15 protein-coding genes are annotated in these 15792 nt (G+C 69.7%); 2 read left to right on the top strand and 13 right to left on the bottom strand.

Annotated elements, in window-relative coordinates:
• Nucleotides 1-38: 38 nt before the first annotated feature.
• The gene (dapC, locus tag AB0I91_RS09205) at nt 39-1133 is read right to left on the bottom strand and encodes a succinyldiaminopimelate transaminase (protein WP_498774316.1); all 1095 of its coding nucleotides are present in this window, start codon (nt 1131-1133) and stop codon (nt 39-41) included.
• The gene (gene fdxA, locus AB0I91_RS09200; protein WP_053716290.1) at nt 1130-1456 is read right to left on the bottom strand and encodes a ferredoxin; all 327 of its coding nucleotides are present in this window, start codon (nt 1454-1456) and stop codon (nt 1130-1132) included. Before fdxA ends, dapC begins: the two co-directional genes overlap by 4 nt.
• 146 nt (nt 1457-1602) lie before the next feature.
• Between fdxA and AB0I91_RS09195 the strand changes: the two genes are divergently transcribed.
• The gene (locus tag AB0I91_RS09195; protein WP_498774314.1) at nt 1603-2340 is read left to right on the top strand and encodes a GNAT family N-acetyltransferase; all 738 of its coding nucleotides are present in this window, start codon (nt 1603-1605) and stop codon (nt 2338-2340) included.
• Here the strand turns inward: AB0I91_RS09195 and AB0I91_RS09190 are convergent.
• The 10 genes from AB0I91_RS09190 to typA form a co-directional block, all read right to left on the bottom strand.
• Complete coding sequence (locus AB0I91_RS09190) at nt 2316-3044, bottom strand: hypothetical protein (RefSeq protein WP_498774312.1); 729 nt, start codon at nt 3042-3044, stop codon at nt 2316-2318. The genes AB0I91_RS09195 and AB0I91_RS09190 overlap by 25 nt on opposite strands.
• Complete coding sequence (locus AB0I91_RS09185; protein WP_499636257.1) at nt 3025-3417, bottom strand: hypothetical protein; 393 nt, start codon at nt 3415-3417, stop codon at nt 3025-3027. Before AB0I91_RS09185 ends, AB0I91_RS09190 begins: the two co-directional genes overlap by 20 nt.
• Nucleotides 3414-4253, bottom strand: a complete 840-nt coding sequence (mshB, locus tag AB0I91_RS09180; RefSeq protein ID WP_498774308.1) for an N-acetyl-1-D-myo-inositol-2-amino-2-deoxy-alpha-D-glucopyranoside deacetylase — start codon at nt 4251-4253, stop codon at nt 3414-3416. Before mshB ends, AB0I91_RS09185 begins: the two co-directional genes overlap by 4 nt.
• A gap of 70 nt (nt 4254-4323) precedes the next feature.
• On the bottom strand, nt 4324-5391 hold the full coding sequence (locus tag AB0I91_RS09175; protein WP_498774306.1) for an ABC transporter ATP-binding protein: 1068 nt from the start codon (nt 5389-5391) through the stop codon (nt 4324-4326).
• Nucleotides 5388-6575: an ABC transporter ATP-binding protein gene (locus AB0I91_RS09170; RefSeq protein ID WP_498774304.1), complete on the bottom strand. Its 1188-nt coding sequence runs from the start codon at nt 6573-6575 to the stop codon at nt 5388-5390. Before AB0I91_RS09170 ends, AB0I91_RS09175 begins: the two co-directional genes overlap by 4 nt.
• Nucleotides 6572-7525 (bottom strand): ABC transporter permease, encoded by a 954-nt coding sequence (locus AB0I91_RS09165; RefSeq protein WP_498774302.1) that lies wholly within the window; start codon nt 7523-7525, stop codon nt 6572-6574. The genes AB0I91_RS09170 and AB0I91_RS09165 overlap by 4 nt, the downstream gene beginning before the upstream one ends.
• Nucleotides 7518-8516, bottom strand: a complete 999-nt coding sequence (locus AB0I91_RS09160; protein ID WP_498774644.1) for an ABC transporter permease — start codon at nt 8514-8516, stop codon at nt 7518-7520. Before AB0I91_RS09160 ends, AB0I91_RS09165 begins: the two co-directional genes overlap by 8 nt.
• A gap of 154 nt (nt 8517-8670) precedes the next feature.
• Nucleotides 8671-10491 carry an ABC transporter family substrate-binding protein gene (locus tag AB0I91_RS09155; protein ID WP_499610250.1) on the bottom strand — a complete coding sequence of 607 codons (1821 nt, stop codon included), beginning with the start codon at nt 10489-10491 and terminating at the stop codon, nt 8671-8673.
• Between the two features lie 291 nt (nt 10492-10782).
• Nucleotides 10783-12459, bottom strand: a complete 1677-nt coding sequence (locus tag AB0I91_RS09150) for an ABC transporter family substrate-binding protein (RefSeq protein ID WP_499636255.1) — start codon at nt 12457-12459, stop codon at nt 10783-10785.
• A gap of 694 nt (nt 12460-13153) precedes the next feature.
• A complete protein-coding gene (gene typA / locus AB0I91_RS09145) occupies nt 13154-15055 on the bottom strand; it encodes a translational GTPase TypA (RefSeq protein ID WP_498774296.1) in 1902 nt (633 codons plus the stop codon).
• A gap of 147 nt (nt 15056-15202) precedes the next feature.
• Here typA and AB0I91_RS09140 point away from each other — a divergent pair, with 147 nt between their 5' ends.
• Nucleotides 15203-15421, top strand: coding sequence for a hypothetical protein (locus AB0I91_RS09140; RefSeq protein WP_498774294.1), 219 nt, complete (start codon nt 15203-15205; stop codon nt 15419-15421).
• 46 nt (nt 15422-15467) lie between these two features.
• On the opposite strand, the gene AB0I91_RS09135 is transcribed toward AB0I91_RS09140, so the two are convergent.
• Nucleotides 15468-15767 (bottom strand): YciI family protein, encoded by a 300-nt coding sequence (locus AB0I91_RS09135; RefSeq protein WP_498774292.1) that lies wholly within the window; start codon nt 15765-15767, stop codon nt 15468-15470.
• Between the last annotated feature and the right edge of the window lie 25 nt (nt 15768-15792).

Genomic DNA, 15792 nt, shown 5'->3' with positions numbered 1-15792 from the left:
TGAGGCGGCGGGACGTTACGGCCGGGCGGAGGAGGCGGTCAGTCGCTCAGGCGGGCGATGGCCGTGGTGATGGCGGAGTCGGTGGCGGTCAGCGCGATGCGGACGTGCCGGTCGCCCGTCGGGCCGTAGAACGTGCCCGGGGCGGCCAGGACGCCGCGGTCCGCGAGCCAGCCGATGGTGTCCCAGGCGTTCTCGCCGTCGCGGGTCGACCACAGGTAGAGGCCGGCCTCCGAGTGGTCGACGGTGAAGCCGGCCGCGGTCAGCGCGGGCAGCAGCACGGCACGCCGCGCCCGGTACCGCTCGCGCTGCTCGGCCACGTGCGCGTCATCGTTCATCGCCGCCGTGATCGCCGCCTGCACGGGCCGCGGCACGATCATCCCCGCGTGCTTGCGCACCTCGAGCAACGACGCCACCAGCGCCGGGTCGCCCGTCACGAACCCCGCCCGGTACCCGGCCAGGCTGGACGACTTCGACAACGAGTGCACGGCCAGCACGCCGTCCAACGATCCGCCGTTGACCGACGGCAGCAGCACGGACACCGGCTGCGCGTCCCACGCGAGCGCCAAGTAGCACTCGTCGGACGCGACGAGGGCCCCGACCGCCCGCGCGTCGGCCACGGCCTGCGCCAACTGGGCCTCCGACAGCACCCGACCGGTCGGGTTGGACGGCGAGTTCAGCCACACCAGCGACGTCCCGGGCGGCGGCGGCTCGCCGTCGGCCAGCCGCACGGGGGTGGCGCCCGCCAGCCGCGCGCCCACCTCGTAGGTCGGGTACGCCAACGCCGGGATGGCCACCACGTCGCCCGGCCCCAGGCCCAGCAACGTCGGCAGCCACGCCACCAGCTCCTTCGACCCGATGGTCGGCAGCACCGCCGCCGGGTCGAGCCCGACGACGCCGTGCCGCCGCGCCAGCGCGCCGACGACCGCCTCGCGCAACGCGGGCGTGCCGTGCGTGGTCGGGTAGCCCGGCTCGTCGGCCACCGTGCCGAGGGCGTGCCGGATCAGCTCCGGGACCGGGTCCACCGGGGTGCCGATGGACAGGTCGACCACGCCGCCGGGGTGCGTGCGCGCCTTGGCGGCGTGGTCGGCCAGCGAGTCCCAGGGGAAGTCCGGGAGCCTCCTGCTGGACGTCACTCGTGCGACGCCTGCGGGGGGAGAGCCTTGATGAACGCGGGGTCGGCGCTGACCTTGCCGACCTTGGAGGCGCCGCCGGGTGAGCCCAGCTCGTCGAAGAAGTCCACGTTCGCCTTCGTGTACTCCTTCCACTCGTCCGGCACGTCGTCCTCGTAGTAGATGGCCTCGACGGGGCACACCGGCTCGCAAGCACCACAGTCGACGCACTCATCCGGGTGGATGTAGAGCATCCGGTCGCCTTCGTAGATGCAGTCGACGGGGCACTCTTCGATGCACGCCTTGTCGAGCACGTCCACGCACGGCTGGGCGATCACATAGGTCACTGCGCTCTCCTGCTCTTGTTCTGGTCCACACCGCGCAAGCCGGAGAGTACGCGGCGGAGTCGATTGTCCAACGCGCAGGCTTGCCTTATCAGCACCGTGCTCCACCTCACAGACCGCCGCTCACCTGCGCGGTGCACGATGCGGGGGTGCAGCACGTCACCGAGTTGGAGCAACGGTGTGCCGACGCGTGGCCGGCGCTGGTCGACCGGCCGCTCGGGCAGTGGCGGCTCAGGGCCGCGGGCGGCTTCACCGGACGTGCCAACAGCGCCCTGACCACGGGTGATCCGGGGATCCCGGTCGCCGACGCGCTCGCCGAGGTGATCGACTTCGCGACCGCCAACGGCATCAAGCCGGCCGCCCACGTGGTGATCGGCGCACCCGCCGAGGCGGGCGTCGAAGCGGCCGGATGGCGGATCGACGTCGATCACCCGGGCGGCGCGGAATCGCTGGTGATGACCGGCTCGACGGCTGGGTTCGCCACCCCGAAGGAAGCCGACGTGGTCATTTCGGACTTCCCGTCTCCCGGATGGTGGGAGCTGGCCGCGCAACCCGACCCGACCCCCGCGCAACGGCACGTGCTGGCGTCCGGCGGACAGGTCGGTTTCGGCGCGGTCGTCGGGGACGGCCGGGTGCTCGCCGCCGTGCGCGGCGCCGTCGTCGGCGACCTGCTCCACGTGGCGCGGCTCGCCGTCCGCCCCGAGGCGCGCCGGCTCGGGCTGGCACGGCGGCTGATGGGCGGCCTGGCGGCGTGGGGCGTCGACCGCGGCGCGACGACGTGCGCGCTCCAGGTGGCCGAGCACAACAAGCCCGCGATCACGCTCTACGAGTCGCTGGGCTGCGTCGAGCACCACCGCTACCGCTACTGGGTGTCGAACCACGCGTAGGCGGCCTTGCGGACCCGTTTCAACGCCGAGCGCTCGCCGAAGTAGTCGCCCACCACGCCGACGACCGGCAGCATGCCCAGCGCCTGGTGGTACAGCCGGCCCTGCGGGCGCTTGTCCAGCTCGTCCTCCAGCTTCCAGAGGACCTTGGCGAGCTTCCAGATCGTCGCGCCGATCGCCCGGAACGTGGACCGCTCCCGCAGCTCCTCGGTCAGCACGGCGGTCTGCTCGTCCTCCTTGGCCGAGTCGACCGGCAGCCCGTCGACCTCCCGCTGGAACAGCACGTGCGCGAGCAGCCGCACGCGGTCCTCGGTCGAGGTGAACCCGTGCTCGCCCGCGATCGCCGACAGCAGCAGCCCCTGCCCCGCCGCGCCCAGCGCCGACTGGATCGGCAGCCGGTCGGCCAGCACGCCGCCGATGCCGGGCAGCGCGGCGACCAGCGACACCACCCGGCCGACCCGGTTGAGCCAGAACTCGTCGCGCTGGAGCACGTCCATGCGCGTCCACGCGGCCGTGCCCGGCACCTTCACCGCGGCCAGCTGGTCCCAGAGCTTGTCGACGAGCTTGCGGTCGGCGTCGCGCTCCGCCTCGCGGTCGCGCAGGCCGAGCAGGTTCGCGTCGCGCAGGGTGTCCAGCAGAGGACCGGTGGCCCGCACGAACGGGCGCAGGGCCCGCACCACGTCCCGGTCAGTGATCGTCTCCGGCACCGGCCGTCCTCCCCATGTGCGCGCCCACCGCGATGGCGCCCGGCAGCGCGCCCCCGGCGAACAGCACCAGGGTGCGCCAGTCTTCGAGGAGTACCACGTCGCCGCCCGGGCCGAACAGGCCGAACAGCAGCAACGTGCCGATCCACACCAGCAGCGGCGACACGGCGGCCAACGTGCGGTGCGCGTGCCGCGAGGCGGCGACGACCAGCATCGGCGTGGTCACGATCGCGAGCACCACCGTGATCGGGAACGGCAGGTCGTCCACCCGCGGCAGCAGCGTGCCGTCCAACCGCATCGGCAGGAAGAACAGCTCGAGCACCGCGAGCGCGAACGCCGCGAGCCCGATCCCGACGAGAGCCAGGCGATCGGTCAATCGAGCCCTCCGAACAGGTCGGCCTCCGCGCCCTCCGCGGGCCCCTTGGCCAGCACGTAGTGCTCGGCCTGCACTACGGGCTGCGCGATGCCGTTGGACAGCGCGTAGGCGGCCCGGCCCGAGCCGTCCTGCCACACGCTGATCTGCGTGGAGTGCGCGCGCAACGCCCTGAGCTTCGCGACCAGGTGCTCGGAGATGTCGATCGTGGTGGTGATCGCGGCGTCGTCGGTGACCGCCAGCTCGCCCTCGGCGGGCAGCCGCCACGGCAGGTCGGGGATCTCCGCCAGCGCCGCCGCGCCCGCCTCGGTCGCCGCCCGGGAGGTCACCGCGTGGAAGACCCGGTCGACGTCCGTCGCCGCCGCCATGGTGATCTCGTGCGCCCGGATGTGGTCGGGGTGCCCGTAGCCGCCGAAGGCGTCGTAGGTGACGACGACCTGCGGCTTCACCGACGCGATGATCTCCGCCAGGGCGGCGGCCTGCTCGTCGGGCGAGCCGTTGACGAACGCGCGCGGGTGCCCGTTCGCCTCGACGCCCGCCATCCCGGAGTCCCGCCAGCGGCCGATGCCGCCGAGGAACCGGTGGTCGGTCACGCCGAGCGCCGCGCAGGCGGATCTCAGTTCCGCGACCCGGTACCCGCCGAGCTGATCGGCGGCGTCCGCGGTCAGCTCCTGGAGCGCCGGCGGGATGATCTCGCCCTCCTCGCCGAGGGTGCAGGTGACCACGGTGACGTGCACGCCCATCGCCGAGTAGCGGGCGATGGTGCCCCCCGTCCACAGGCTCTCGTCGTCGGGGTGTGCGTGTACCAGCAGCAACCGTGGTGGAGCGGTGAGCGTCACCGGAAGAGAGTAATCGGTGGGGAACCGCCGCTGCTCCGCAGGCGGCGGAGCAGCGGCGGGGACCTCTGGCTCAGCCGCCGAAGGCGGGCGCCACCTCGGCGAAGTGGCACGCCGAGAGCGTGCCCTCGGCGTCGCCGCGCCGTTCCAGCTTGGGCTCCTCGACGGCGCAGATGTCCTGCGCCTTCCAGCACCGGGTGCGGAAGCGGCAGCCCGACGGCGGGTTCACCGGCGACGGCACGTCACCGGTGAGCACGATCCGCTGACGCCCGCGTTCCAGCTTCGGGTTCGGCACCGGCACCGCGGACAGCAGCGCCTGCGTGTACGGGTGCATCGGCCGGGCGTAGATGTCCTCCCGGTCGCCGATCTCGATGATCTTGCCGAGGTACATCACGGCGACCCGGTCGGAGATGTGCCGGACGACCGACAGGTCGTGCGCCACGAACAGGTACGCCAGGCCCAGGCGCTCCTGCAGCTCCTCCAGCAGGTTCACCACGCCCGCCTGCACCGACACGTCCAGCGCGGACACCGGCTCGTCCAGCACCACGAGCTTCGGGTTGAGCGCGAGCGCCCGGGCGATGCCGATGCGCTGGCGCTGGCCGCCGGAGAACTCGTGCGCGTACCGGTTGCGGTGCTCCGGGTTCAGGCCCACCAGCTCCATGAGCTCGTTGACCCGGCCCTGCACGTCCGTGCCGCTGCCCTCGGGCATGCCGTGGATCTTGAACGGCTCGGAGATCAGCTCGTTGATCTGCCAGCGCGGGTTCAGCGACGCGTACGGGTCCTGGAACACGATCTGCATGTCCCGGCGCACGGACCGCAGGCCCTTGCCCCGCAACGTGGTCAGCTCGCGGCCCTCGAACTTCACCGAGCCCGACGTCGGCTTGTGCAGCTGCAGGATCGCCCGACCGGTGGTGGACTTGCCGCAGCCGGACTCGCCGACCAGGCCGAGCGTCTCGCCCTGGTGCAGCGCGAAGCTGACGCCGGACACCGCCTGGACCTGCCCCACCGTGCGCGGGATGATGCCACCGCCGCGCACCGGGAACGACTTGACCAGGTCCTTGACCTCCAGCAGCGGTGACTCGCCCGGACGTGCGCCGGACTCGAGGCCACCGGCCTGGGCGTTGATCTCTGTCGAGGTCATGAGGTCGGCTTCTCCTCTTCGTGCAACCGAGCTTCGACCACGTCGACGTCCTCGCTCACCGGGATGTCCGGGTTCGCCATGGTCAGCGACGCGGGGTTCTCGACCACGCCGATCTCGTCGTGGGCGAACAGCCGCTGCGGGTTCTCGATGGTCGCCAGGTGCGCGGAGCGGTGGCACCGCGCGAAGTGGCCGGCCCGGTCGGTCTCCAGCAGCAGCGGCTCGGTCTCGCGGCACTCGTCGATCGCCAACGGGCAGCGCGGCGAGAACGAGCAGCCGCGCGGCAGGTTCATCAGCGACGGCGGGGCGCCCTTGATCGGCGTGAGCCGCTTGCCCAGCATGTTCGGGTTCGGGATCGAGCCGAGCAGGCCGACGGTGTACGGCATCCGCTGGGCCTCGAAGACCTCGTCCACGGCGCCCTGCTCGACGACCGTGCCGCCGTACATGACCTGCACGCGGTCCACCATGCCCGCCACCACGCCCAGGTCGTGCGTGATGACCATGATGCCCGCGCTCGTCTCGTCCCGGATGCGCAGCAGCGTGTCCAGGATCTGCGCCTGCACGGTCACGTCCAGCGCCGTGGTCGGCTCGTCCGCGATGATCACGTCCGGGTCGTTGATGATCGCCATCGCGATCATCGCGCGCTGCCGCATGCCGCCGGAGAACTCGTGCGGGTACTGCGCGGCGCGGCGGTCCGGCTGCGGGATGCCCACGAGCTCCAGCGCCTCGACGGCCTTGGCCCAGGCGGCCTTCTTCGACACGTCGTGGTGCGCCCGGTGCGCCTCGGCGAGCTGCCAGCCCACCGTGTAGACCGGGTTCATCGAGGTCATCGGGTCCTGGAAGATCATCGAGACGCCGTTGCCGCGTACCGGCTGCATCTCCTTGTAGTTCAGGCCGACGAGCTCGCGGTCCTTGAACTTGATCGACCCGCCGATCTTCGCGGTCTTGGGCAGCAGGCCCATGATCGCCATCGACGACACCGACTTGCCGGAACCCGACTCGCCCACGATGCCCAGCACCTCGCCGGGGCCGAGGGTGAACGACACGTCGCGCACGGCGTGCACGGTGCCGTCGTCGGTCGGGAAGTCCACCGACAGGTTCTCGACTCGCAGCAGCTTCTCACCGCTCCCGGCGGTGCTCTGCCACGCCGAGGACTCCGGTGCGCCCATCACGTCCACCTCACTCATGCCTTCACCCTCTTCTGCCTCGGGTCGAAGGCGTCCCGGAGCCCGTCGCCGATGAAGTTCACCGACAGCGAGATGAGCACGATGAAGGCGAACGGGATGAAGAACAACCACGGGTGCAGCGTCAGCTCGTTCTTGTTCAGGCTGATCATCAGCCCGAGCGAGGTGTCCGGCGGCTGCACGCCGAGGCCGATGAACGACAGCGCGGCCTCCAGCAGCACCGCCTGGGCCACCGCCAGCGTGGCGTTCACGATGATCACGTCGACGGTGTTGGGCAGGATGTGCCGGAAGACGATCCGCGAGGTGGACGCGCCCAGCGCGCGGGCCGCCTCGACGAACTCCTTCTCCCGCAACGACAGCACCATGCCGCGGATCACCCGGGCGATCGACAGCCAGCCGATCAGGCCGAGGTACAGCGCCACGATGAGCCAGTTGCTGCCGCTGCCGCCCGCGACGGAGAGCACGAAGCTGTTGCGAACCAGCACGGCCGCGATCACGAACGCGGGGATGACCAGCAGCAGGTCGATGAACCGGCTGATCAGGCTGTCGACCCAGCCGCGCATGTACCCGGCGAGCGCGCCGAGCACGACACCGATCACCGTGGACACCAGGGCGACGACGATCGCGATCTGCAACGAGAACTGCGAGCCGCGGATGATCAGCGCGACCATGTCGCCGCCGAGCCGGTCGGTGCCGAACGGGTGGTCGCCGCTGGGCGGCAGGTACCGCTGGAAGCCCAGGTCGGTGTAGGAGTACTTCCAGATCAGCCCGCCCAGGAAGGCGAACAGCACGAGCACGACGAACAACGCGAGGCCGACGACGGCGGCGCGGTGTCGCAGGAAGCGGCGCAGGATGACCTGCCACTGCTTGCGGGCCGAGGTGGTGTCGAACTGACTTGCCTCGGCCGAGGTGGGCGTTGGAGCCTGCGCCACAGGCGAACCGATCTCAGTCAAGGCGAATCCTCGGGTCCAGGTAGGCGTAAAGGACATCCGCGATCAGGTTGAACACGATGATGAACACCGCGGTCACCATCATGAAGCCGAGCACCTGGTATGGCTCTTTCTTCGTGATCGCGTCGATCAGGAACTTGCCCATGCCGGACCAGCCGAACACGGTCTCGGTGATCACCGCGCCGCCGAAGCCGGCGCCGATGTTCAGCGACGAGACGGTGATGATCGGGATCAGGGCGTTGCGGAACGCGTGCCGGAAGATCGACCGCCCCTGCGAGATGCCCTTCGCCTGCGCGGTTCGCACGTAGTCGGCGTTCAGCGTCTCCAGCATGGACGCGCGCTGGAACCGGCTGTACAGCGCGAACTGGATCACCACGAGGCAGATCGTCGGCAGGATGTAGGCGCCGCTGTACTGGAACACCTGCTCGCCGAAGCTGCCCTTGAAGCCGTCACCCGGCGGTCCCGCGGTGATGATCCACCGGTCCCCGCCGATCGACTCCAGCCAGTTGTTGAGCTGGATGCCGCCCGCCTTCAGGATGAGGGCGACGCAGAAGAGCGGCATCGAGAACATCGCGAACGCTATTCCGGTCGCCGTGTAGTCGAATATCGAGTACTGTCTGACCGCGCCGATCACGCCGATCGCCATGCCGAGGATCAACGCGATCAACTCGGCCGCGACGATCAGGCGCAGGGTGACGGTGAAGGCCTTGAACAGGTCGTCCTTGACCGGCTTGCCGGCGTTGCCGGGGACGACGGACTCGCCCCAGTCGCCGGTGACGAACTTGCCGGCCCAGTCGACGTAGCGCTCGACGAACGGCTTGTTGTAGCCCGTGCGCTCGTAGGCGAGGGCGATTTCAGCCGGGGTCCGCGGCTTCTGGAGCTTCCACTCGTCCAGGGGATCGCCCATCGCGGCGGTGAGTCCGAAGCAGAGGAACGAGGCGGCGATCAGCAGCGGAATCGCGATCAACAACCGCCGGATTATGTAACGGAACATGACAAGTCTCTTGTCTTCCCAGGCAGGCCAGCCGCCTGCGACAGCCGGCGATCCCACCCACCGGAACGCGGACACCGTCCGGGGGGTCGGTGCGGTCTGCACCGACCCCCCGGGCCGGACTCATCTTCTACAACTCAAGCGAACCGCGCCGAACCTACTTCTTCTGCCACGCGAACAGGTTCCACGTGACACCGCCGCCGACGCCGACGTAGGCGATCGGGCCGATGTTCGCGTCACTCGCCGCGAAGTCCGGCAGCTGGAACAGCGGGATGCTGTGCAGGTCGTCCCGCATCAGCTTGTCGACCTCGTTCATCATGGTGAGGCGCTTGGCGTAGTCGAGCTCGCCGTTGGCGGCCTTCCACTTCTCGTCGACCTGCTTGTTCGAGTAGAGGTTGTAGTTGCCCGAGCCGCCCGCGTCCTTCGACGCGTAGTTGCCGTAGGCGCCGGCCTTCAGGGGCTGGCCGACCCACGCGAACAGCGCCGCGTCGAACTCGCTCGCGGTGAGCCGCTTGGAGTTGAAGTCGTCAGCCTGGTCCTGGATGATCTCGATACCGGCCTGCTTGCACTTGTCCTGCAGGATGCGGACCGTGTCGGCACGACGCTGGACGATCTTGTGGCCCAGCTTGAACGACGCGCGGAACTCGCCCTTGGCGTAGATGCCGTCGGCGCCCTGCTTCCAGCCGGCGTCCTCGAGGGTCTTCTTGGCCGCGGCCACGTCACCCTTGCCGAGGTCGCTGTAGTGGTCCTCGTAGCCGACCTCGTTGGGCATCATCACGAGGCTGCCCAGCGGGGTGGCGTTCGGGTCGACGTCCTTGATCAGCTTGTCGACCAGGCCCTGGTTGTCGAAGCACTGCCCGATCGCCAGCCGCAGTTCCTTGTTGTTCTTGAACAAGGGCAGCGACATGTTGAAGTCGACGTGCTCGAAGGTCTGGCCACCGGCCGCGAAGACGGTGAACGCGCTGTCGCCGCGCAGCTGCTGGGCGACCGCCGGGTCGGCCTGCGGCGCGATCACGGCGACTTCCTTGTTCTGCAGCTGCTGGGTCGCCGACTGCGAGTCGGTGTTGGTCTTCAGGATGACCCGCGCCGGGCCACCGGGGTTGCCCCACCACTTCGGGTTGCGGACGAGGACCGTCTGGTCCTTCAGGTCCGTCGACTCGATCATGTAGGCGCTGCCGGACAGCGACAGGTCCTTGTTGAAGCCGCGCCAGCCCTTGGTGAAGAACTCGGCCGCCTTCTTGACCTGGTCGTCGTTCTGCTCCGGCGTGACCTTCATGATGTCGGCGATGCCGGTCTGCTTCTCCAGGACGTGCGCCGGGAGGAGCCCGTCGCTACCGGGGGTGGAGAAGATGCCGCGGTAGTCGGCGTACGGCTTGTCCTTGAAGAAGGAGGTCTTGACGGTCTTGTCGTTGTCCGAGCACTCGATCTTCTCGATGTTCTCGTACCCGGTCGGCGTGGCGTCCCAGATCGAGACCTCGGTGCCGTCGTCGCCCTTGATGGTGGCCTTGCTCGTCGCGGCCAGCCACTTCAGGTAGAAGTCGTCGCAGTCGATCTGCTCGCCGTCGGACCAGACCGCCTCCTTCCGCACCTTCCACTCGATGACCTGCGGGTCGCTCGAGACGACCTTGATCGACTCCATCAGGTCGCCGTCGACCTTGATGACCAGCTTGCCGTCGACGAAGTCGGTGAAGTAGGGCGAGGGGATCACATTCGACAACGCGATCGTGTTGGCGAAGCTGTTCGACGCACCGATGTAGTTCTGGTAGTCGTCGAAGCCCTCTTCGACGGCGATGGCGATCTCGCCGATGTCGTCAACCTTCGGGCGCTGGAACACCTCGTCCTGCGCGCCGATCTTGCCTGGGTCGGCGTTCTGCTGGCCGCCCTGATCGCCGCTCGTCCCGCCGCCACCGCACGCGCTCAGCGCGAGCGTGGCCGAGGTCAGCAGCGCGAGCGCCGAGACAGCCTTTGATCTCCTCATCGACACGTGCCCTCCTAGCACTGGGTTGGAGCGACCGTTTGGGCCGACTTCCACCCATAACCGTGATGTGCCAAACGCGCCCCGAACCGACACACCGTTGCAGCACGATAAGAACCAGTGCGCGGCACGGTCACTGCCCATCGGCCGATCGTGACCAAAGGGTGACACGTTGGTCGCAGCACGCGACTCCGTCGTTACCGGGCGGGAGCGTTCGTTAACCGGACGACGGGAATACTGTCAATACTGCACCGCGAACGCATCTTGAAGCCAGTGTTTCGTCCGGGTCAACGGTCAACGGCCTTGCCGTCGCCAGGTCCGCGCGGTGCTCAGCGGACCGGCGAACGGAGCACCGGCGGTGACGCCTTCGGCCTCCGGCAGGACCACCAGCAGGTCTGCTACCTGGAACAACGGCAGCGAGACCGCCTGCTGCCAGAGCACCGGCTCGATGGTCTTGAGGGCGTCGGCGAGCAGCACCTGCCCGCTGAGGGCCTGTTCGATCACCGGCTGGACCGCCTGGTCGCAGAAACCGGACAGATTCGCCGGAATGGGTGTACCGCCGTCCTCGGGTGACGGACGGCACCCGAATGTGGATGCCAGAACGGCCGCGGAATCGCCGGCGTCGACCTGGGGCACGACGGCAATGTCGACGGGCTCATTGGAAGCGGCGGTATCCGACAGATCTTGGCCGAACAACTGATTGGGCGGCGTTGTCAGGACGCGTGCGGCGATTCCGGACAATGACAGTTGACGTTGAACCCGGTTGGCGACGGTCACGTACGGCTCGATCCCGGCCGGTGCGGCGATGGTCAACTCGAAGGGCTTGCCGTCACGCCCCCACTGCCCACCCTCCGGTCGGGTGTAACCCGCTTCGGTGAGCAGTAGCGCCGGGTCACCGGCCTTGGCGGGCATGGTCGGGGTGTAGCCGGGCTTGCTCGGCGGGATCACCTGGGCGTCCGCGCGGAGGTTCGCGCTGGGCCCGCTGCGGGTGCCGGCGGCGATCAGGTCGTCGCGGTCGAGCAGGTTCATCACCGCGGTGCGGACGCGGAGGTCCTGCATTCGTGGCGAGGCGGGTCGGAAGAGGAGTTGGACGACTTCCGGGCGCGGGACGACGACGCTCGCGAGTGACGTGGTCTTGGCCAGTTCGTCGATGTCCTTGACCGCGATGGCGTCCGCGCGGATGAGGGCGACCTGGTCGTCGCCGGTGTTCAACGCCTCGACCGTGTCGTGCTGGGTGGCGCGGCGCAGGATCACCCGGTCGAGGGCGGGCGGCGCCTCCCAGAAGCGGTCGCTGCGCTCGAGGATGATCTCGCCGCGCGGCTGGTCCAGCGTGCGGACCGCGAACGGCCCCGCCGTGGCCGGGAAGCTGTCCGCGAGCGCCGCGCTCCACCCGCCGGGCGCGTCTTTCAGCAGGTGGGCGGGCAGCAGGTTGCGGAACAGGCTGCGCCAGCCGGGGTAGGGCTTGGTGAACACGACCTCGACGACCTTGCCGCCCTCACGGCTGGCGATGTCGTCGATGAGCCGGTACCCGGCGGGGTCGATCACCCCGGGCTCCTCCCGCATGCGCTGCCAGAGGTACACGAAGTCCTCGGCCGCGATGGGCGCCGAGTCCGACCAGCTGGCATCACGGCGCAACGTGTAGGTGACCGTGTACGGCTCCGCGCTGGTCACCTCGGCGCTCACCACGAGGTCCAGGTCGAGCCGCGGGCTGCCGTCCGCGTCGGTCCGGAAGGTCGAGGGCAGCAGCAACGCGGCCAGCGCCGTCGTGACCGTGCTCTGGCCCGCCAGCGTGTGCGGGTTGTAGCCGCCCTTGACGTCGTCCATGCCGACGACGACCTCGTTCTGCTTCTCCTTCGGGACCACCGTCATGCCGGGCGTCGACGGCACCAGGGGCGGCGGCGGTGTAGCCGTGCAACCCGTCGCGACCAGCGCGAGCGCAGCCAGAACCGCAAGAACCCTCCGCGTCCCCATGGGTACGAGCGTGCCAGACGACGCTGACAGTTGACGCCCAACCCCACCACTCCCCGACCGCGATCTCCCCCACTCCCACTCCCAGCCCTCGCCCCTCCACCGCGCTCACTCGCCACGCCCCGCCGCACCCGAGCCAGATCCGCCGCGCCGGCCCCCGGCAGCGAGGCGGCCAAGGCCCGCAACCAGGCGGGTCGGCAGTCACGGGCCATTCCGCCGCCGGCCCGGGCGGCCAGCCGCGGGCTGTCCGGCCGGCGCGCTCGGCAGCCCCGATGGCTCGGCGTGCCGATGGCTGGCGATCTGGCAGCTGGCGGGTCTGCGGGCCGGGCGGTCCGGCAAGTCCGACGGTCCGGCAAGTCCGGCGGTCCGGCAAGTCCGGCGGTCCGGCGGTCCGGCAAGTCCGGGGCCCGATGGGCCGGCGGGGCCGGCGGCGGGCGGGCTGTGGGGGTGGCAGGTGGGGGTGGGGGAAGCCGGTGGGTTTGGGAGGCGGGGTGGGTGGGGTGGTCGGGGTCGGGGCGGTCGGTCGGTTTCCTCATGTTCCAACCGAGGGGCGGTAACGGTGTTACCGTACATTTTTGGCCTATGTTCACCCGATCGTGTTTGGTGGCCACGGGTGGACGTTGGGGAATGCAGACGGGCACCCCTGGCCGAAGCCGGAGGTGCCCGTCGAGCAGACCCTATATATAAGGTGTAGCGGTCAGCCCCGCAACTTGTTGCGGCTGCGCTCGCGGCCCCGCTGGTTCGCGTCCAGGATCACCTTGCGCACCCGCACGACCTCCGGCGCGACCTCGACGCACTCGTCGGGGGCGCAGAACTCGAGCGCCTCCTCCAACGACAGCTTCCGCGGCCGGGCCAGGGTCTCCATCACGTCGGCGGTCGACGTGCGCATGTTCGTCAGCTTCTTCTCACGGCAGACGTTGACGTCCAAGTCCTCCGCCCGCGGGTTCTCGCCGACGACCATGCCCTCGTACGCCTCGGCGCCGGGCTCGACGAAGAACGTGCCCCGGTCCGCCAGCTGGATCATCGCGTACGCGGTGATCTGGCCCGACCGGTCGGCGACGAGCGAGCCGTTGTGCCTGGTCCGGATCTCGCCGGCCCACGGCGCGTAGCCCTCGGACACCGCGTTCGCGATGCCGGTGCCGCGCGTCTCGGTGAGGAACTCGGTGCGGAAGCCGATCAAGCCGCGCGACGGCACGACGTACTCCAGCTTGATCCGCCCGGAACCGTGGCCGGACATGTTCTCCATCCGGCCCTTGCGGTTGGCCAGCAGCTGGGTGATGGCGCCCAGGTGCTCCTCCGGCGCGTCGATCGTCAACCGCTCGAACGGCTCGTGCAGCTTGCCGTCGACGGTCTTGGTGACCACCTGCGGCTTGCCGACGGTCAGCTCGAAGCCTTCCCGCTTCATCTGCTCGACGAGGATGGCCAGCGCCAGCTCACCGCGGCCCTGCACCTCCCACGTGTCCGGGCGCTCGGTGGGCAGCACGCGCACCGACACGTTGCCGACCAGCTCCGAGTCCAACCGGGCCTTGAGCACCCGCGCGGTCAGCTTGGTGCCGCCGCCCCGGCCGGCCAGCGGCGAGGTGTTGACGCCGATGGTCATCGAGATCGCGGGCTCGTCCACCGTGATGCGCGGCAGCGGCTCGGGGTTGTCCACGTCGGCGAGCGTGTCGCCGATGGTGATGTCCGGGATGCCGGCGATGGCGACCAGGTCACCGGCCCGCGCCTGCTCGGCGGGCACGCGGTCCAGCGCCTCGGTGATCAGCAGCTCGGTGATGCGGACCTTCTGGATCGTGCCGTCCTCGCGGCACCAGGCCACCGTCTCGCCCTTGCGGATGGTGCCCGCCTCGATCCGGCACAGCGCGATGCGGCCGAGGAACGACGACGCGTCGAGGTTCGTCACCAGCGCGCGCAGCGGCGCGTCGGAGTCGCCCAGCGGGGCCGGGATGTGCTTGAACAGGACCTCGAACAGCACGTCGAGGTTCTCCTCGTCGGGCAGGCCGCCGTCCTCGGGCTGGTTGAGCGAGGCCCGGCCGGCGCGCGCCGAGGCGTAGACGACCGGCAGGTCGAGCACCGAGTCGTCGGCGCCGACCTCGCTGGCCAGGTCGAGCAGCAGGTCGTGGGCTTCCTCGACGACCTCGGAGATCCGGGCGTCGGGGCGGTCGACCTTGTTGACCACCAGGATCACCGGAAGACCGGCGGCCAGCGTCTTGCGCAGCACGAACCGGGTCTGCGGCAGCGGGCCTTCGGAGGCGTCGACGAGCAGCACGACGCCGTCGACCATGGAGAGGCCGCGTTCGACCTCGCCGCCGAAGTCGGCGTGCCCCGGGGTGTCGACCACGTTGATGGTGACGGGACCGTCGGGCGTGTGGCGGCGCACGGCGGTGTTCTTGGCCAGGATCGTGATGCCCTTCTCACGCTCCAGCTCGCCGGAGTCCATGACCCGGTCGACGAGCTCGGCACGTTCGGAGAAGGCCCCGGACTGGCGGAGCATGGCGTCGACGAGGGTCGTCTTGCCGTGGTCAACGTGCGCGACGATCGCGACGTTGCGCAGGTCGTTGCGGACCAGCGTTTCCTTGATCGACGCGGTGGCCGTGGGCACGCGGAACTCCTAGAGCTGTCTGTGCGAGGGAAGCCAGGCGCCGGACGTTGGATCGCGCGCAGCCTGAGTACAGCTTACCGGGCGCAGTGCCCTTACCACACACGGACGGCAGGTGAGGTCAGCCTCACCTACTCTGAGGACACCCGGATGAGTGGAGCACGCCGCGTGGGCAAGGTCAAGGTGAAGAAGAAGTGCTGCCGCTCGACGCCGAGGTGCAAGAGCTGTCCGGTCGTGGTGCTGCTCAAGGCGCGGGAGAAGGCCGCGAAGAAGGCCGCCAAGCAGGAGCGCAAGGAGCGCAAGAAGGCCGGCAAGGCGGATGGGGCGAAGGCGGGGAAGAAGGCCGGCAAGAAGAAGGTGGCCGCGTGAGGGCCACCGCCCGGCCGACGCCGGGTGGGACGGGGCCGCCCGCGGGCTAGCCCATCACCGCTTCGTTGATCCTGGCCAGCTCCGGCGCGGTCCGGGTGGCCTGGAACTCCACCACCTGGTACTTCGCCAGCTTGGCGGTCGCGAACGGGTCGGTCGCCAGCAGCGCGTCCAGCTTCCCGCGCGACATCGGCCGCGCGATGATCACGCCGCCCACGCGGGGCACCTGACGGCCCGAGGCCAGGAAGTGCCCGGCCTCGTACTGCTTCTTCAGCCACTCCACGTGGTCCGGGAGCGCGTAGTCGACCTCGTCCAGCGGTGCGGTGTACTCCAGCAGCACGACGTACATAGAAGAAATGTAGACCCGTGACACA

The sequence above is a fragment of the Actinosynnema sp. NPDC049800 genome, assembly GCF_040656635.1.
Classification (GTDB): domain Bacteria; phylum Actinomycetota; class Actinomycetes; order Mycobacteriales; family Pseudonocardiaceae; genus Actinosynnema.
Note: the sequence above shows the minus strand (reverse complement) of the source record. Positions and strands in the feature narration are given on the sequence as shown.